Source organism: Dryocola boscaweniae (genome assembly GCF_025215095.1).
Lineage (GTDB): Bacteria > Pseudomonadota > Gammaproteobacteria > Enterobacterales > Enterobacteriaceae > Dryocola > Dryocola boscaweniae.
In genome coordinates, this window is sequence record NZ_JALHAP010000081.1 from 1 (window position 1) to 17,812 (window position 17,812).

The following is a 17,812-nucleotide window of genomic DNA, read 5'->3' on the forward strand; positions in this document are numbered from 1 at the left end:
ATGGGCACCGGCGGGATTGGCATCACCGTCGGCAGCGCTAAATCGCGCCATGAGATGAACGAGGACGGCACCACCCAGAGCCAGAGCGCCAGCACGGTCGGCTCCACGGGCAGTAATGTCAGCATCAGCGCGGGCGGCCAGACACATATCGGTGGCTCTGATTTAATTGCGGGTAAAGATTTGTCCATTACCGGCGACAGCGTGGTGATTGACCCCGGCCACGACAGACGTACCCGCGACGAGTCTTTTGAGCAGAAGAGCAGCGGGCTGACGCTTGCGCTGTCGGGCGTGGTGGGAAGCGCGATTAACAGCGCTGTTACGGCGGCGCAGAGTTCGAAAGAAGAAAGTGACGGCAGGCTTGCAGCGCTGCAGGCCACCAAAGCGGTCCTGTCCGGCGTGCAGGCAGCCCAGGGGGCGGAGCTTGCGCAGGCAGGCGGCGACCCGAACAACGGCATGGGCGTCAGCCTGTCGCTGACCACCCAGAAATCGAAATCAGAGCAGCATCAGCAGTCCGATACGGTCAGCGGCTCCACGCTTAACGCGGGCAATAATCTTGCCATCACCGCGACCGGAAAGGGTAAAAGTGAACACAGCGGCGATATTGCCATTGGCGGCAGTCAGCTCAGGGCGGGTGGTGACACCACCCTCGATGCGGCGAATGACATCCTGCTGTCGGGTGCGGCAAACACGCAGCAGACCTCCGGTAAAAACAGCAGCAGCGGCGGAGGGGTGGGTATCAGCATTGGCGGCGGCTCGAACGGCGCGGGCATAAGTATTTTTGCGAATGTGAATGCCGCGAAAGGAAAAGATAAGGGCAACGGCACTGACTGGACCGAAACCACGATAGACAGCGGCAAGACCGTTACCATTAAGAGCGGGAACGACACCGTGCTCAATGGGGCGCAGGTCAACGGCAATAAAATTGTGGCTGACGTGGGACATGACCTGCTGATGCGCAGCCAGCAGGACACCAACAAATACGACAGCAAGCAGACCAGCGTGGCGGCGGGCGGCAGCTTCACCTTCGGCAGCATGACGGGCTCCGGCTACATCAGCGCCAGCCAGGACAAGATGAAGAGCCGCTTTGACTCCGTTGCCGAACAGACGGGGATGTTTGCCGGTGATGGTGGCTTCGATATCACCGTCGGCAACCACACCCAGCTTGATGGTGCGGTTATCGCTTCCACCGCCACGGCAGATAAAAACCACCTTGATACCGGTACGCTGGGCTTCACTGATATCCACAACGAAGCGGACTTTAAAACCGAGCACAGCGGCGTAAGCCTGAGCGGTGGCGGCAGCTTCGGGGGCGACCAGTTTAAAGGCAATATGCCGGGCGGCGTAGTTTCGATGGCCGGTAACAGCGGGCATGCGGAAGGCACCACGCAGTCGGCCGTTGCTGACGGCAGCATCACCATTCGCGACAAGGATAACCAGAAGCAGGACGTGGCGAACCTGAGCCGGGACACTGAGTATGCCAACGACAGTATCAGCCCGATCTTCGACAAGGAGAAAGAGCAGAAGCGGCTGAAGGAAATCGGGATGATCAGCGATATCGGCGGCCAGGCGGCGGATATTGCGCGGACGCAGGGTGAGCTGAGCGCCATTAAAACGGCCAAAGAGCGCATGAACAGCGTGACGCCTGAAGACCGTGACGCTGCCAAAACACAGTGGGAGAAGGCAAATCCGGGCAAAACACCAAAACCGGAAGATATCAGCAATCAGATTTATCAGAACTACTACAACGAAGCCTTTAACGCGACAGGTATGGGCACCGGTGGTGCAGTTCAACGTGGTATCCAGGCCGCGACGGCAGCACTTCAGGGCCTGGCTGGCGGCAATATCGCTGGTGCACTGGCAGGGGCTTCGGCTCCGGAGCTGGCGCATCTGCTTAAATCAACGGAGGGTGATCCGGCCGTCAATGCTATTGCTCATGCTATTCTTGGTGGCGCGGTTGCAGCCATTCAGGGGAATAGTGCAGCAGCAGGCGCAGCGGGCGGAGCTTCGGCAGAGCTTGCCGCCAGCGCCATTATGGCGGTGATGTATCCGGGTAAAGCCGTCAGCCAGCTGTCAGAAGACGAGAAGCAGACAGTGAGTTCACTGGCAACCATCTCGGCAGGCATGGCGGGCGGGATTGCAGGGAACAGCACATCCGGTGCGGCAACCGCGGCAGGGGCCGGTAAGAATGCGGTTGAGAATAATGCGCTGGGCGATATTGCGCAGGCACAATCGGAAGGCAAGACGCTGGAGCAAAAGGCTGCTGAGTACGTTGAGGCGGAGAACGAGCGTTATAAGAAAGAAAACTGCGGCGGGCTAAGTGCAGAAACCTGCTCAGCCAAAATGTACGATGAACGCAGGGAAGCGCTGAAAGGTACAACATCGTTTGGTGCTGATTTTGTGCCGGTGGTCGGTGATATCAAAGGCTTTGCGGAGGCTGATTCAGCTATAGGCTATCTGGCTGCGGTTATTGGGCTGGTTCCGGGACTGGGAGATGTTGCAGGTAAAAGCCTCAAAGCAGCAGAGAAGGCTCTGGCAAAAGGTGATCTTGAGTCTGCATCTAAGCTGATTAACCAAGCCAGCAATGAAATACAATCAGTAAAAGCCCTTGATGTCGGTTCTTATAAAGATCTTAAAGCGCGAGAAGTCGTTGGTGATGGGCTGGAGCATGATCATATTCCATCATTTGCTGCCCTTCGTAAGGCAAAGGAAACTGAGCTGGGTAGAAAGTTGAGTCCAGCAGAAGAAAAAGCTTTATACCAGAATGCTACGGCAGTTGAGGTTCCTAAAGATGTACATACAGCAGGGCCGACATATGGTGGTAAGAATAACGCCACTCAGGTTCAAAATGATGCAATGGATCTTTGCGGAGCTGTATGCCGCGATACTGATTCTTTAAGAAAGAATATGTTAGAGCGAGGATATGACCCTAAACTGGTCGATGATGCGATAAAACAGATTCAGGATAGGAACCAGCAAATGGGAGTGATTAAATAATGTTGCCATGGAATTACTTTATTGAGATTTTAGGGTGTTCAAAATTTGATGATAACTTTGTTAAATTGTCTGAAAAATTCAATGAGTTACCAAGTTTCGATACAGGTGTACTGGGTGACAGGAATTATTATTCCTTCTTCCAAGCAGGTGTTTTGTTGTTGTTAGAAAATGAAACAGTAAATCAAATTAGTTTCTACATACAGCCGGATGAAGGGTTCTCAGCCTATAAAGGGGCTTTACCATTCAAAGAGCTAGAGTCTGAAATTATCCAATTACTAGGTGAACCCTCTGCCAGCGGCGGGGGAAAAATGGATATGCTTCTGGGCTATATAAATCGCTGGATTAAATATGAGAAAGAAGGCTATTCCCTGCATCTGCAATTTGACCAAAATGACCAGTTATGCCGGGCCAGTCTGATGTGTTCAGAATGACCCAAAATCCCGGCCACTTATGAGCCGGGATTTTTTACCTGTCAGCCAGCCATCAGCCCCACTTCCCCGCTGGCGGCCGTTTAGCTGAAATCACCTCGATAAACTCGAGGATCTGTTGTTGCTTACGGCCTGAAAGTTTACAGACCTTCTTCAGCGTCTGCATAATCTCCGGCTCTGGCGGCGGTGCGGGTAACGGCTCCTGGGCGGTGAGCACCAGACAACCGGGCATCACGCGGATCTTCAGCGGCGTCCCGGTCGCAAACCCCGCATCTTCCAGCCAGTAGCCCTTCAGGGTAATGGTCGGTGCAGGTTCGTGGGTCTTCCAGTCTCGGATGTAGCCCACGGTATAACGGCGTATTTTTAATTCCGGTGCTTCTGTTGTAACAACATCTGACTTAGAATCGTGCTCAGCCATAATAACTACTCCTAACTAGTTGTTGTGGTTAGCGGTGATTCAGTGCGCCAACACTGGATTATCGCGTCTTCTTTCAATGCTGATCCTCTGCTTTTTTAGCTTTTCTGTTAGCATCATGTCTCAAAAGTGCCTTGATTAATAACTTTGTTGCTGCTTTTCCTTCCTGAGTTAACTGATTAACCGCTTCAAAAAGAAGTTGTAATTCCCGATCAGGATTGCGTTCAGCTTCAGCAAAAACTAACACATCTGCACTTACTGATAATGCCAGGGATAAGTTATGTATGGCCTCAAGCGTTGGCTGAACTGAATCGCCACGGAGAACTACAAACGTTTTTCAGCGGCAGTATAATCACCGGCTCCTAAGCAATCAGCACCAGGTGGCAACCAGGCTTTATAAGCATCGTCAACGATGTACCCGTCGCAACAGCCCGTGCTGTTGTTATGTTCCAGCCAGTAATTGGCATCCCTTTTGCGAAACCTTTAAACACAATCTTTCCCGTCAGTTTCCTTACGATTTTCCTACCCTTAATAAGCTTGCTAATCATTCATAAACCGCATAACGACTGAATCCTGGAGAGCAACATGATTAAGCCTCATTTTTCCGCCCTGTTATTTGGCGCGCTGCTGGCAAGTTTTGCGGCGCTGGCCGCCCCGCCCGACAACGTGATTAAACCCGTGCGTGGCACTATTGATGCAGTGAATGACAATTCGGTACAGGTAACCACCCGGCAGGGAGAAAAGCTCTTAATTGGGCTGACGGATAAAACGAAAATAAACGGCGTCAGTCAGGCAAAAATGAGCGATATCAAGCCGGACAGTTTTATCGGCACGGCTGCTGAACAACAGGCGGACGGCACGCTAAAAGCGCTGGAGGTTCATGTTTTTGACCCAAGCCTGCGCGGTTCCGGTGAAGGTTTTAATCCGTTTGAGTCCGCCAGTGGCCAGGTAAACACCATGACCAACGGTACCGTAGGCAAACTTGTAAACAGCAATGGCCGCACGATGACGGTGAAGTATCACGACAAAGAAAAAACCATCACTGTGCCGGACGATGTACCGGTGGTACTCATCGCCCCCGGGGATAAATCGCTGTTAAAACCCGGCGCCAAAGTTGTGCTTTTTGCAATGAAGGACGAGAAAGGCCAGGTGGTGGCACGGGGCATTTCAGCGGGAAAAGATGGGTTAACGCCGCCGATGTAAGCACCGGCAATTTGTTAAAGGGAGGCGGTTGCCCGCCTCCCTTTGATGCGGCCTGAACATGAAATCACTTAACGTATTTCATGATGACTTCAAGCAGTTGCAGCAACGCAACCATGAGTTTCAGAAACGCGAGTGCGATTTCCATCCAGCTCATACGCTTTCTCCTGTGACCAGGAGCACTTTCAGCCAGCGTACCTCTCCGCTGCCTGTAACCGGCTGAGTTTGTTGAGATTACATGGTGCGCTCCTCAGAGGTTAAGGCACTGACGGCACCACCCGTTTCAGCCAGGACTTGAATTGCGCGGCGGATTGCGGCCTCAGAGCACAGCATCAACAACGTCATCAGTATAACAATTGCACTGTATAAATACACAGTGGTTTGTTGCGAATGCGAGCGGCTTCGCAGAATGAAAATATAACTTTTGCTCAAAATAGCAGCAATGATTTGCGCCGCCGCGGGTTTCGTCGTATATTTCGGGTGTTGAGATTACGTGGTGTGCTAAGCAGTAAAAGCCATAACGTAGCAAAACAGAAAACCTCGCCTCACCAGCGGGGTTTTTTGTTATCCGGCTTCTGACAGCCGCCTTTTCCGGGCGCCAGGCATTCACCGGAGCGCGCATCCCCTTCCCCCTTGCTCAATTCAGGCTTCACAACCCTGACTCCTGAAAACAGCGATGTGATAAAGGAGCATTTATGAACGGACCCGATCCGCAAAATAAGCACCCAATGGCGGGATTCCCGCAGGTGTGTTTTATCAGGAATACGATAACCAACCCGAACATTATCGTCGGCGATTACACCTATTACGACGACCCGCAGGACTCAGAAAACTTCGAGCGCAACGTGCTCTATCACTACCCGTTTATTGGCGACAAGCTCATCATCGGCAAGTTTTGCGCCATCGCCAAAGGCGCTCAGTTCATTATGAACGGCGCGAACCATAAGCTTTCCGGCCTCTCGACCTATCCGTTCCAGATATTTGGCAACGGCTGGGAAAAGGTGATGCCGGGCGAAGGGGATTTGCCTTACAAGGGCGATACCGTGATCGGCAACGATGTGTGGATCGGCTATGAGGCGCTGATTATGCCCGGCGTTAAAATTGGCAACGGAGCAATTATTTCCTCACGCTCGGTTGTGACATCAGATGTGCCTGCCTATACCCTGGTGGGCGGCAACCCCGCAAAGCCATTAAAAACTCGCTTCGCTCCGGATGTCATTGCGCACCTGGAAGCCCTGGCATGGTGGGACTGGACGCCTGAAGCCATTACGCAGAATCTGGCGCAGATTGTTGCGGGCGATGTAGAGGCGCTGCTGGCGTGCAGCCAGTCAAAATAGACGAGAGATGATGTTGTAAGGCCCGTTGCCGAGCGGGCCTCGCTTGCTATGAACACATGTAATTAAACGGCCCGCGTTCACAGGGGCGCATCCAGGTATGAATTTTGTCTTCTTTAAACGTATACATGCCGCCAAAGAACGGATCGACAATCAGCCAGCCCGGCACGCCGAAGAAAATAATATTGCCGAAGGTGTACCAGCGGCTAAAACGGTACTCAAGCGGCATGCTCGCCGAGTAATAACCTTCCTGCTTTAGCGTTAGCGTATAAGCCTGCTTCCCGAAATAACCGCCGTCCGACTTCCTGAGCGTAACGGACTGCGGCGTAGTGCCGATGGCGGTTATCTGGCCCTCGTTATCAGTAATCATAAAGGGTACGTTGGCGGGCGTGCTGTCGATAAAGACCGTCTCTTCACCGTTACCGACGATGGCGGCGCAGCCCGTCAGCAACAACGGCAATAAAAGCAGACAAATAAATTTTTTCATGCTGAACGCTCCGGCTCTTCCTTTCTGTAGCGAACAAGAGCGACACAGGGGGTGGGGAACTTTAGAGGGGGGACAAGTCGCTCCTGAGGAGAAGTCCGGGTCGAGGGCGTTCAACCTCAAATAAGACCGCCGCCCTCAATCTAACTCAGTGAATCTCGTTCGTTGCATCGCCGATCATCATTAACCCGGCGTCCGTCTTAATAAAGCGCGGGGCTTTTAAATCCTCAACCAGAACGCCGATCAGCTCGAATACTAAGCCTGTTATGTGTTCTTCCTGCTCCGGAGACTGCTGACGTTGTAATAGCAGCATGGTTAACGCCGCGCAGTATTCCCGCAGGGTTTCGGAATCTGTTGAAAGCGCGCAGGGATAATCATTTTCTTTTGCCACTTCTACCGTCAGGCGCTCAATCAGATGTGCGGGCAACGGCGCTTTCAGCACAACTTTTAATACCTCCAGCCCGGCATACAGGCGGCCGCATAGCGCCACGCGTTCGGTACTGTCGTCGTTTTCGATAAGCGCATCGACAAGGCTTTCGCAGCAGTCGAGCACCTGGAATAAATCCATCGTCGCGCCAAACGGGGTTTTTAAAAGCCTGGTGATAGCCGACTCGATAACTGGTTGAGTGCACAGGATTTCAGAAGAGGTGATTGTGGTACTATTCGTGTTAGCCATGGCGTTATGTCCTTAACGTTGTGGTTAGACGCCTCGTTAGTGTTGCAGCACTGCCGGGGCGTTGCTCTTTTCAGAGGCGGCATGATAAGGTGGCCTCCTATATAATCCAAGTTAATAAATAGGTGGCCTCTTGTCAATCACTTCGCGCGATAAAAAACCAAAAGGCGGTGGACAGTCCCCACAGTTCAAGATGCGTATTGATCCAGCCTTGCGAGAGCAGTTGGATGTTGAGGCAACTGAGCAAGGAATGAGCCTCGCGAACTGGTTTAAGAATCTTGCTCGCGAAGCCTTGAAAAGGAAGGGGATTGAACCTAAGGGGTGAAAATATATTCTCCTAACGCTGAATTATACTTTATTGCATACTATTTGATACTTCTTTAATAGTTTATCAAACTAGATGTTTTATTATTTATATAGATGATAGGGATAGTAAATGAAGAGTATAGTTTTTTTTAATAACAAGGGTGGAGTAGGTAAGACGACTTTGCTTTGTAATGTGGCATCTTTGTTTGCTCTTGAATACAGCAAAAAAGTGCTAGTTGTTGACACTGATCCGCAGTGTAATACCACGACTTATTGTATGGGCGAAGAAGAAATAGAAAAGATATTTTCAAAGGTCAAACGCGAAACCATTGAAGTATTTTTTGAACCATTGAAAAAAGGGAAAGGAGTTCTTGATGCTCCGATTACTCCTTTAAAATCAAAACGCTTTGGATTTGATCTTATTTCTGGTGATCCAAAATTGTCGTTGAGTGAAGATTTGCTTGCATCGGACTGGAAGTCAGCAATTTCAGGAGATGCAAGAGGACTACAAACCAACTTTGTGATAAAAGATCTTTTATTAAAATACGAGAATGATTACGACTTTATTTTCTTTGACGTTGGTCCATCGTTAGGTGCTTTGAATCGATCAATACTAATTTCTTCAGATTTTTATATTGTCCCAATGTCTGTTGATTTATTTAGTCTTTCAGCAATTGAAAATATTTCTATATCGCTAAATAAATGGAAGTCATCCATAAGTCGAAGTCTTGAGATTCATGAAGAGGAAGAGGGTGAAAAATTTACTATTTCAGGGACTGAGATTGAATGGACTTTGAAATTTCTTGGATATGCTGTTCAGCAATATACTGCAAAAACAGTAGGTGGAAGTAAAAGGCCTGTGAGAGCTTACGAAAAAATAAATAAGAAAATACCCTCTTTAATTGAAAAATATTTAGTTGGAACTTCTGTTAACGACATTAATGATTTTAAACTTGGAGAAATACAAAATCTTCATAGTTTAGTGCCACTTTCTCAGTCTGCGAATTGTCCGATTTTTAAACTAAAATCAAGCGATGGAGTTGTCGGAGCTCACTTTTCAATGGTCAAAGATGCGAAGGAAATCTTTGATTCAATTGCTCGTAATATCATTAAACAAATGGAGGTTGTATAATGATAAGCTGGCCTGTTGAGTTAATAAAAGATATAGCAAGGCGTAAGTCTGTTATTTATATTGGTTCTGGTGTTTCTATGAATAGTGTGAATAGACATGGACGAAGACCGAAAACGTGGGCAAGTTTATTAGAAGAAATGCTTGCTCACATACCTAGCCCCAAAAAACATATTTCAAAAATCTTGAAGGAAAATGATTACCTTACGGCTTGTGAAATAATTAAAAAAAAATTAGGCAAAGAACGTTTTGTTGGCCTTTTGCGAGATGAATATTTAAATCCTGGTTATATCCCCGCTGATATACATAAAAATATATTTAATCTTGACTCTAGAATAGTTATCTCACCAAATTTTGATAAAATATATGATACTTATGTCAATACTCAAACTAATGGTTCAACACAAGTTAAAAATCATTATGATGATGATGTCCAATCTGCCATTAAGGAAAGCGGCAGGTTAATTATTAAGGCTCATGGCACAATTGATACGCCAGAAAAATTGATTTTCACAAGAAAAGAATACGCTGAAGCTAGATCTAAATACAACGGATTCTATGAAATATTACAAGCTTTAGCCATTACGCATAATTTTATATTCATAGGGTGTGGCGTAAATGATCCGGATATAAGATTATTATTGGAAGATACTTTTTTTAAACATGGTAGCTATAAGTCCCATTATTTTATCCTTGCAAAAGGTGCAATTCATAATGATCAAGTAGATATTATCGAAAATACCATGAATGCTAAAGTAATTAATTATTCAAAAAATAATGATCACGAGGAGCTTACCTTATCACTTGAAGGATTAGTAACAAAAGTGAATGAATACAGAGAGCAATTGAGGGAAGATGGTAATTGGTAATAGGCCTTTTTACTTAAACATAAGCTGTAAAACTTGGCGGAAGATCACAGGAGTCGAACCTGCCCGGCACCGCTGGCGGCACCAACTGGAGTTGAAGTCCAGCCGTCTCACCGGAGACGACGATCTTCCCAGCCTCGATTGCTACATGGAGGCGGTGCGGATTATACCGGGTTTTAGGATTACTCCAAACAATGCTTTGCCCCGCCACCGTAATACTTCGCAAATCCTTAGCCAAAGCAACTATTCTGTACGTAAAGCATTCACCTCGGTAATCTTCCCCCGCCAAAAGAGCGACCCGGCTCACAGTTATAAAGAAACGTAATCTGATAGCCAGCAAACCGCCGACAGACGGTTTATTTAGCGGAAAAACGCCGCAAAACACCCAATCTGGAAGACATCCCGCATTGTTAACATGTTGATGAGGCGCTTTATCCTCTGCCGGTTATAGTGCCTCCATTGTGCAAACAGGGAGTGGCTTCTGGTGGAGATTCACAAATTGCTGGCGGTTAAGCATTATTCAACTCAGGGCCCATGCTACGATGAGTTTAAACATTGTTTAATCGAGGCGCCTTCCGTGAAAACACTGATTAGAAAATGGGGTAACTCCGCCGGGGCAATCATCCCTGCCGCAGTACTGGAGCAGGCAGGAATGAAATTAGGTGACAAATTGGATATTGAAGCCGTAGAAGGAGGGATTTTGCTGCGCGCAGCCAAACCGGTATACACGCTGGATGAGCTATTAGCCCGGTCTCCGGAAGGAAGTTTTGAGCTTGATGATGAAGATCGAGAATGGTTGAACACGAAACCTGTCGGGAAAGAGGGTGAATAGATGAGCATCTATCTGCCGGACCGGGGGGATGTGGTCTGGCTTGATTTTGATCCCGCAGCCGGACATGAACAGGCGAAGACTCGTCCAGCATTAGTTTTAACACCCCAGCAATTTAGCCGTCTGACGGGATTAACGGTTGTTGCACCCATTACGTCACGCGTCAGAGGTAATGCCCTGGAAGTGCATCTGGAAACCGGGAAAACTAACGGCGTGGTTATCTGTCATCACGTTAAATCGATAGATTTCCGGGCGCGGCGGATTCGTTTTATTGAGAAAGCACCTGAAAGCGTAACGGAAGAAGCTTTGTCTAAAGTGAAGGTCCTTTTTGATTAGCCGCAAAATATGCTCTGTCTATAAAGCTCCGCCAACCCGCTAAGAAAAAATTTTTTCATTTTTCTGACAATATTTCCGTTTCTCATTCGTCTACCTCATCAGAAGTAATAATTAGCTAACTGGTGAGGAGTAAAAAGATGAGAGATTTTGATATGCGTGGACATGGCCGGGATCGCGGCCACGGATTTGGCGGGCACCGGATGGTTAAGCCGTTGGTGATTGGCGTTGTGCTGGTTGCGGTGCTGGGCCTGCTGGTGATGTCCCTGTGGAATGCGCTGCTGCCTGCGGTTATCGGCGTGAAAAGCATTGGCTTCTGGCAGGCGCTGGGGCTGTTGGCGCTGTGCCGTATTCTGTTCGGCGGGCTGGGCTTCCGCCCGGGCATGTTCGGCAGAGGGCGCGAACGTCACCGTATGATGCATGAACGCTGGATGCAGATGACGCCGGAGGAGCGCGAGCAGTTTGTTCAGCAGCGCCGCGGAGGATTCTGGCGTCATGGTCGCGGCCATTGCCATCATCACGATGAGCATCATGGGAATCGCCGCGAGCGCCGCGAAGAAAACGAGCGCAGCCGCCAGAAGCCGGAAGATAACGTTCAGAAACCGACAGAAGCCGAGTGACATCGATGAAAGCCGGGACGGCGGGAAATTCCCTCGTGATGTCAGCGCTCAATGCGTGTCGCTCCAGGCTGAAAGCCTTTATTGTCGGCCGCACGGCGATACGTGAAGACGCAGACGATATCCTGCAGGAAGTGACCTGGCAACTGATGAAGGTGGAGCAGCCGGTGGAGAACGTCGCCGCCTGGCTGTTTCGCGCCGCGCGCAATGAAATGACCGATCGGGCGCGTAAAAAGCGCGAGCTTCCGCTTTCTGACTATTATTCTGCCGACGAAGAGGGCTTCCTGCCGGAAGACGAGCTGGCGGAAACGCTGTTCGGCGTACCGCAATCTCCGGAAGACGAATATCTGAGTGAACTACTCTGGAGTGAGCTGGAAGATGCGCTGTCGGAGCTGCCTGAGATGCAGCGCGAAGCGTTCGAAAAAACCGAACTATACGGTTACAGCTTTAAAGCGCTGGCGGAAGAAACCGGTAGCAGCGTTCAGGCGCTATTATCACGCAAGCACAAGGCCGTGCTTTATCTGCGGACCCGCCTTCGCAACCTTTATGATGAGCTAACGGAAGGCTAAGAAGAGTAGGGTGGATAAGCGCAGGCGCCATCCACCGCTAACAGCTTCTAAAAATTATTCCCCTTCACCCGGGAATAAAAACGGATTGATTGAGCTACGGGCAAAACCTTCCTGCTCCATGCTCGCATCCAGAATCAGCGAGGCCAGGTCGTCCGCCACGGCTTCGACTTTGGCGTCTTTTTCCTGATAGAGCAGCTTCAGATAGGTGCCGCAGTCGCCGCAGCTTTCAGCTTTAATCGCCGACTGTTCGCTGTCCAGCGACCAGTAGTTCAGATCGCGGGTTTGCTCGCAGTTGCTGCACTTCACGCGCACCACATGCCATTCGGTTTCGCACAGGTTGCAGTGCAGGTAGCGCAGGCCGCTGGTGGTGCCGATTTGCACAACGCCTGAAACCGGCATCGAACCGCAGACCGGGCAGAACTGGCGCTGTTCGCCGTATTCCGCCTTCGCCTTGCCTGGGATCAGGCTTGCCATTTGCGCCCAGTAGAGCGACAGCGCGGCCCAGATAAACGGGGCTTTGTCGCTGCTGACCTGCGCGAAATCCGCGTTGAACAGCGAGGTGGCCATCTCTTCCAGCTCCTGCGTCGACGCTTTTTCCAGGTTTTCGATAACCGCCAGCGCCTGGCCGCTCATTTCCGGCTTCAGCTCGGCGATCAGCGAATTGAGCAGGCGCTGCCAGTGCGGATCGCGCGGCAGCACGTGAATATCCAGCGGCGGCTTGCCGGTTTCGGCGGATTTTTGAATCAGCGCGGTTAAATCCATCTGCAGCGGGTGGTCATATAACACCACTTCCTGCGCGTGGGCGATGAGCGCGGCAAAACGCAGGAAATCACCCAGCGGATTATTGGTCGCCAGCTCGCGCAGACGTTCGGCGCGGCGGTTGTAGAGATTTTTCAGCCTGGGGAACAATAACGGCGGAATCATCTCCGCCGTACGTTTCTCGCTCTTATCCAGCCTGTCTTGCGGGACTATGCGAATACTCATTCCGATCGTTTTTCCTGTTTTTGGCGAACTTCACGATACCATTTCGGGTGGTGTTTCTTCGCCCAGGTCGTGGTGACCCAGCCTTCCACCATCGCGGTAATCGTGCCTTTCACCCAAAGTGCGGCGTAGATGTGAACCATAATAACCACAATTAAAGCGACTGCGGCAAATGAATGCACCATTAAGGCTACGCGAATCACCGGGATTGAGAAAACAGGCGCGAAGTAAGGACGCCAGATAACCACGCCGCTTACCAGCAACAACACCAGCAGAATAATCGCCGCCCAGAATACGCATTTCTGGCCGAAATTATATCGCCCGGTATCGCCCACTTCCTCGTTGACGACGATCTTACGAATATTCTTCGCCCAAAAGATATCATCCCGATTGATTAGGTTGTGATGCCAGTAGCGGAAGAACATGATGATAAACGAGGCGAACATCACCACGCCGACGAACGGGTGGAGAATGCGCGCCAGTTGCGGCGTGCCCAGAATGTGCATCAACCAGTTGAAGGAGGGGAAGAAAAAGCCCAGCCCGCTCACCGCCGCCAGCACAAAGCAGAAGGCGGTGACCCAGTGGTTGATACGCTCAGGCGCGCTGTAGCGCTGAATGGTTACTTGTTTTTTCATGGTTTGCGCACCTCGTCATCGTCATGGTGCAGGTTATCGTCATCGATTTCGGCACGGTTCGGGCCGACCCCTACATAGTGGAATACGCTGGCGGCGAAGGTTGCAGCAAAGCCGATAGCGGCCAGCGGCTTCCACACGCCTTTCCAGAATTTCACCGTTGGGCTGATGGACGGATTCTCCGGCAGGCCGTGATACAGCGTCGGCTTGTCCGCATGATGGAGCACGTACATTACGTGCGTGCCGCCAACGCCTTCCGGATCGTACAGTCCGGCGTTGTCGTAACCACGGGTTTTCAGCTCCGCCACGCGTTCGCCGGCCAGCGTTTTCATGTCGTCTTTTGAGCCGAAATGAATCGCTCCTGTCGGGCAGGTTTTCACGCAGGCCGGCTCCTGGCCCACAACAACGCGGTCCACGCACAGCGTGCATTTGTAAACGCGGTTGTCCTCCGGGTTCAGGCGCGGCACGTCAAACGGGCAGCCCGCAATGCAGTAGCCGCAGCCGATGCACTGTTCGGACTGAAAATCGACGATGCCGTTAGCATACTGAATGATAGCGCCTTCTGAAGGACAGGCCTTCAGGCAGCCCGGGTCCGCGCAGTGCATGCAGCCGTCTTTGCGGATAAGCCATTCCAGTTTGTCGTTCTGCTCCACTTCCGAGAAGCGCATCACCGTCCATGATTTGGCGGTCAGGTCCGCCGGGTTATCGTAAACCCCGACGTTATGCCCCACCTCATCACGAATGTCGTTCCACTCCGAACACGCCACCTGACAGGCCTTGCAGCCGATGCAGGTGGTGACGTCGATAAGTTTTGCGACCTCTTGCTGGTGATCCCGCGCCTGCGGCGCGGGGGTGAAGCCGTTGGTGGCGGAACGACGGATGATGTCCTGAGATTGATAAGCCATAATTCGTCTCCGTTACACCTTTTCCACATTGACCAGGAACGCCTTAAATTCCGGCGTTTGCGTGTTGGCATCGCCGACAAACGGCGTCAGGGTGTTGGCGATAAAGCCTTTCTTCGCCACGCCCTCGTAGCCCCAGTGGATCGGAATACCTATCGTATCCACTTTCTTGCCGTCGACATCAAGCTGACGGATACGCTTGGTCACCACCGCCCTGGCCTTAATAAAGCCGCGGTTGGAGGAGACTTTCACCATATCGCCCTGAACAATACCAAGTGAGTTAGCGAGCTTTTCACCGATCTCGATAAACTGTTCCGGCTGCGCGATGGCGTTTAACAGCGCGTGCTTGGTCCAGTAGTGGAAGTGCTCCGTCAGACGATAGGTGGTGCCGACATACGGGAACAAGTCCGGCTTGCCCATCGCTTCCAGATCGCCCTTAAAGACGCGGGCTGCCGGGTTGGAAACCACGTTCGGGTGCAGCGGGTTGGTGCCCAGCGGCGTTTCAAACGGCTCGTAGTGTTCCGGGAACGGCCCTTCCGCCATTTTATCGATGGCAAACAGGCGGCCTAAACCTTCCGGCTGCATGATAAACGGCCCGACGTCGCTGCCTGGTGCTGCGGTGCTGTAGTCTGCAATGTCCGCGCCGCCCCACTTCGCGCCATCCCAGGAGATCAGGCGGCGTTTTTCATCCCAGGGTTTACCCTGCGGATCTGCGGAAGCGCGGTTATACAGAATGCGGCGATTGAGCGGCCACGCCCATGCCCAGCCCAGCGTGTTGCCAAGGCCCGACGGGTCGGCGTTATCGCGACGCGCCATCTGGTTGCCTTCCGGCGTCCAGCTCCCGGCGAAAATCCAGCAGCCGCTTGAGGTGGTGCCGTCGTCTCTCAGTTGGGCGAACGAGCTGAGCTGCTGACCTTTTTTCACCAGCACGGTGCCGGTTGCCGGGTCGATAACATCCTGTAGCGCCTTGCCGTTGCTTTCCATGGCCACTTCTTCCGGCGCCGGGTTGTCTGGCGTCAGATAGTTCCAGGTCATGTTCAGCACCTGCTCAGGCATCGCGCCGCCTTCACGCAAGTACATGTGGCGCAGGCGGGTGAAGATACCGGAGAGGATTTCACCGTCGTTCAGCGCTTCCCCCGGACCGTCCGCGCCTTTCCAGTGCCACTGCAGCCAGCGGCCGGAGTTAACGATGGAACCGTTCTCTTCGGCGAAGCAGGTGGACGGCAGGCGGAACACCTCGGTCTGGATTTTCGACGGATCGACATCGTTCATCTCGCCGTGGTTTTGCCAGAAGTTCGAGGTTTCGGTGTTCAGCGGGTCGATGGTCACGAGGAATTTCAGCTTCGACAGTGACGCAATGACTTTGTTTTTGTTCGGGAACGATGCGACAGGATTAAAGCCCTGGCACAGATAGCCGTTCACCTTGCCCTGATTCATCATCTCGAAGTATTGCAGCACGTCATACGGCTTGTCCCACTTCGGCAGCCAGTCGTAGCCCCAGCTATTTTCCGCCGTGGCTTTGTCACCGTAGAAGGCTTTCATCATCGAAACGAAGAATTTCGGGTAGTTGCCCCAGTAGTTAACCTGGCCTTCCAGCAGCGGTTTTGGCGTGTTGGCGGCAAGGTAAGTCTGGATATCAGCTTGTTTTTCACTCGGCAGGTTCATGTAACCCGGCAGGCTGGTGGACAGCAGGCCGAGGTCGGTCAGACCCTGGATATTGGAGTGGCCGCGCAGGGCGTTCACGCCGCCTCCTGCCATACCCATATTGCCGAGCAGTAGCTGAATCATCGCCATGGTGCGAATGTTCTGCGCGCCCACGGAGTGCTGCGTCCAGCCCAATGCGTAGAGGAACGACGCCGTTTTATCTTTTACGCTGGTTTCAGCAATGTATTCACAAACTTTCAGGAAGTCGTCTTTTGGGGTACCGCAAATATTGGAAACCACATCAGGCGTGTAGCGGGAAACGTGTTCTTTGAGCAGATTCCACACGCAGCGCGGATGGCTGAGCGTCAGGTCGCGTTTGGCGAAGCCTTTCTCATCCAGCTCGTAGTTCCAGGTGGTTTTGTCGTACTTGCGATTCGCCGCGTCGTAGCCGGAGAAAAGCCCGTCGTCGAAGCTGTAATCTTCACGCACAATCAGGTTGGCGTTGGTGTAGGCCTCAACGTATTCGCGGTTGAATTTATTGTTATTAATCAGGTAGAGCAGCACGCCTGACAGGAAGGCGATGTCAGTCCCGGAACGAATCGGGGTATAGAAATCCGCCACCGAAGCGGTTCGCGTAAAGCGAGGATCGATAACAATCAGCTTCGCGCCATTGTGAATTTTGGCTTCCATCGCCCAGCGGAATCCGACCGGATGCGCTTCTGCGGCGTTGCCGCCCATCACAATCACGAGATTGGCGTTTTTAATATCAACCCAGTGGTTGGTCATCGCACCGCGACCAAATGTTGGAGCAAGACTTGCTACCGTTGGTCCGTGTCAGACACGCGCCTGGTTATCCACGGCAAGCATGCCGAGGGCGCGGGTAAATTTCTGGGTTAAATAGCCGGTTTCGTTACTGGAGGCAGAGGCGCACAGCATGCCGGTGGAAAGCCAGCGGTTGACCGTGGCGCCCTGGTCGTTCTGCGCAATAAAGTTGGCATCGCGGTCTTCTTTCATCAGCTTCGCGATACGGTCAAAAGCCGTTTCCCAACTGATTTGTTCCCACTTAGATGAGCCGGGTGCCCGGTAAGAAGGGTATTTCAGGCGGCTTTCGCTGTGGATGAAATCTACAAGGCCTGCACCTTTAGGACAGAGCGCACCACGGTTGACCGGGTGGTCCGGGTCGCCTTCAATATGGAAGATTGATGCTTTGGCATTTTTCGCACCGTCGCCCAGGCTATACATCAATAGCCCGCAACCAACGGAACAGTATGTGCAGGTATTACGGGTTTCACGGGTGCGCAGCAATTTATATTGCCGGGTTTCCGCAAGCGCAACGCCGGGGGCAAAGCCCAGCGCCGCTGCCGTGGTGCCTGCCATACCGCCAGCACAGATCTTAAAGAACTGTCTTCTGCTGACCTGCATGGTTTGCTCCTGTTTCGACATTTTTCACATGACTTATAGGTTTATTTTTGCGGT

19 protein-coding genes and 1 tRNA gene are annotated in these 17,812 nt (G+C 51.6%); 11 read left to right on the plus strand and 9 right to left on the minus strand.

Annotated elements, in window-relative coordinates:
- Both MUA00_RS15675 and MUA00_RS15680 read left to right on the plus strand, forming a co-directional pair.
- Window positions 1-2,994, plus strand: a 2,994-nt coding sequence (locus MUA00_RS15675; protein WP_333780881.1) for a hemagglutinin repeat-containing protein, incomplete at its 5' end; no start/stop codon positions are given.
- Window positions 2,994-3,425, plus strand: coding sequence for a hypothetical protein (locus MUA00_RS15680; RefSeq protein WP_271123961.1), 432 nt, complete (start codon window positions 2,994-2,996; stop codon window positions 3,423-3,425). The genes MUA00_RS15675 and MUA00_RS15680, both read left to right, overlap by 1 nt.
- A gap of 52 nt (window positions 3,426-3,477) precedes the next feature.
- Here the strand turns inward: MUA00_RS15680 and MUA00_RS15685 are convergent, their stop codons facing one another.
- Together MUA00_RS15685 and MUA00_RS15690 are read right to left on the minus strand one after the other, a co-directional pair.
- Window positions 3,478-3,840 carry a SymE family type I addiction module toxin gene (locus MUA00_RS15685; protein WP_271123962.1) on the minus strand — a complete coding sequence of 121 codons (363 nt, stop codon included), beginning with the start codon at window positions 3,838-3,840 and terminating at the stop codon, window positions 3,478-3,480.
- A 73-nt stretch (window positions 3,841-3,913) separates the two neighbouring features.
- Entirely contained in the window at window positions 3,914-4,084 is a 171-nt protein-coding gene (locus MUA00_RS15690) for a hypothetical protein (RefSeq protein WP_271123963.1), read from the minus strand.
- A gap of 338 nt (window positions 4,085-4,422) precedes the next feature.
- Between MUA00_RS15690 and MUA00_RS15695 the strand changes: the two genes are divergently transcribed.
- Window positions 4,423-5,040: a hypothetical protein gene (locus MUA00_RS15695; protein ID WP_271123964.1), complete on the plus strand. Its 618-nt coding sequence runs from the start codon at window positions 4,423-4,425 to the stop codon at window positions 5,038-5,040.
- 692 nt (window positions 5,041-5,732) lie between these two features.
- A complete protein-coding gene (locus MUA00_RS15705; RefSeq protein ID WP_271123966.1) occupies window positions 5,733-6,374 on the plus strand; it encodes a Vat family streptogramin A O-acetyltransferase in 642 nt (213 codons plus the stop codon).
- Between the two features lie 46 nt (window positions 6,375-6,420).
- Here the strand turns inward: MUA00_RS15705 and MUA00_RS15710 are convergent, their stop codons facing one another.
- Window positions 6,421-6,858: a hypothetical protein gene (locus MUA00_RS15710; protein WP_271123967.1), complete on the minus strand. Its 438-nt coding sequence runs from the start codon at window positions 6,856-6,858 to the stop codon at window positions 6,421-6,423.
- Window positions 6,859-7,003: 145 nt separating this feature from the next.
- A complete protein-coding gene (locus MUA00_RS15715) occupies window positions 7,004-7,531 on the minus strand; it encodes a hypothetical protein (RefSeq protein ID WP_271123968.1) in 528 nt (175 codons plus the stop codon).
- Between the two features lie 130 nt (window positions 7,532-7,661).
- Here MUA00_RS15715 and MUA00_RS15720 point away from each other — a divergent pair, with 130 nt between their 5' ends.
- The 3 genes from MUA00_RS15720 to MUA00_RS15730 all read left to right on the plus strand — a co-directional run bounded on the left by MUA00_RS15720 (window position 7,662) and on the right by MUA00_RS15730 (window position 9,832).
- A complete protein-coding gene (locus MUA00_RS15720; RefSeq protein ID WP_271123969.1) occupies window positions 7,662-7,853 on the plus strand; it encodes a toxin-antitoxin system HicB family antitoxin in 192 nt (63 codons plus the stop codon).
- 111 nt (window positions 7,854-7,964) lie between these two features.
- Window positions 7,965-8,966, plus strand: coding sequence for a ParA family protein (locus MUA00_RS15725; protein ID WP_271123970.1), 1,002 nt, complete (start codon window positions 7,965-7,967; stop codon window positions 8,964-8,966).
- Window positions 8,966-9,832, plus strand: coding sequence for an SIR2 family protein (locus MUA00_RS15730; protein WP_271123971.1), 867 nt, complete (start codon window positions 8,966-8,968; stop codon window positions 9,830-9,832). The genes MUA00_RS15725 and MUA00_RS15730 overlap by 1 nt, the downstream gene beginning before the upstream one ends.
- A 34-nt stretch (window positions 9,833-9,866) precedes the next feature.
- Here the strand turns inward: MUA00_RS15730 and MUA00_RS15735 are convergent.
- Window positions 9,867-9,961, minus strand: a tRNA-Sec gene (locus MUA00_RS15735).
- A 445-nt stretch (window positions 9,962-10,406) separates the two neighbouring features.
- Between MUA00_RS15735 and MUA00_RS15740 the strand changes: the two genes are divergently transcribed.
- The 4 genes from MUA00_RS15740 to MUA00_RS15755 all read left to right on the plus strand — a co-directional run bounded on the left by MUA00_RS15740 (window position 10,407) and on the right by MUA00_RS15755 (window position 12,177).
- Entirely contained in the window at window positions 10,407-10,661 is a 255-nt protein-coding gene (locus tag MUA00_RS15740) for an AbrB/MazE/SpoVT family DNA-binding domain-containing protein (RefSeq protein ID WP_271123972.1), read from the plus strand.
- The gene (locus tag MUA00_RS15745) at window positions 10,662-10,994 is read left to right on the plus strand and encodes a type II toxin-antitoxin system PemK/MazF family toxin (protein WP_271123973.1); all 333 of its coding nucleotides are present in this window, start codon (window positions 10,662-10,664) and stop codon (window positions 10,992-10,994) included.
- A 137-nt stretch (window positions 10,995-11,131) separates the two neighbouring features.
- Window positions 11,132-11,611, plus strand: a complete 480-nt coding sequence (locus MUA00_RS15750; protein WP_271123974.1) for a hypothetical protein — start codon at window positions 11,132-11,134, stop codon at window positions 11,609-11,611.
- 5 nt (window positions 11,612-11,616) lie between these two features.
- Window positions 11,617-12,177 (plus strand): RNA polymerase sigma factor, encoded by a 561-nt coding sequence (locus MUA00_RS15755; RefSeq protein ID WP_271124250.1) that lies wholly within the window; start codon window positions 11,617-11,619, stop codon window positions 12,175-12,177.
- 54 nt (window positions 12,178-12,231) lie between these two features.
- On the opposite strand, the gene fdhE is transcribed toward MUA00_RS15755, so the two are convergent.
- The 4 genes from fdhE to fdnG are packed head-to-tail and all read right to left on the minus strand — an operon-like array spanning window position 12,232 to window position 17,758.
- A complete protein-coding gene (fdhE, locus tag MUA00_RS15760) occupies window positions 12,232-13,161 on the minus strand; it encodes a formate dehydrogenase accessory protein FdhE (protein WP_271123975.1) in 930 nt (309 codons plus the stop codon).
- Window positions 13,158-13,793, minus strand: coding sequence for a formate dehydrogenase cytochrome b556 subunit (gene fdoI / locus MUA00_RS15765; RefSeq protein ID WP_271123976.1), 636 nt, complete (start codon window positions 13,791-13,793; stop codon window positions 13,158-13,160). The genes fdhE and fdoI overlap by 4 nt, the downstream gene beginning before the upstream one ends.
- On the minus strand, window positions 13,790-14,695 hold the full coding sequence (fdxH, locus tag MUA00_RS15770) for a formate dehydrogenase subunit beta (protein ID WP_271123977.1): 906 nt from the start codon (window positions 14,693-14,695) through the stop codon (window positions 13,790-13,792). Before fdxH ends, fdoI begins: the two co-directional genes overlap by 4 nt.
- A 12-nt stretch (window positions 14,696-14,707) precedes the next feature.
- Window positions 14,708-17,758, minus strand: coding sequence for a formate dehydrogenase-N subunit alpha (gene fdnG / locus MUA00_RS15775; protein WP_271123978.1), 3,051 nt, complete (start codon window positions 17,756-17,758; stop codon window positions 14,708-14,710).
- Between the last annotated feature and the right edge of the window lie 54 nt (window positions 17,759-17,812).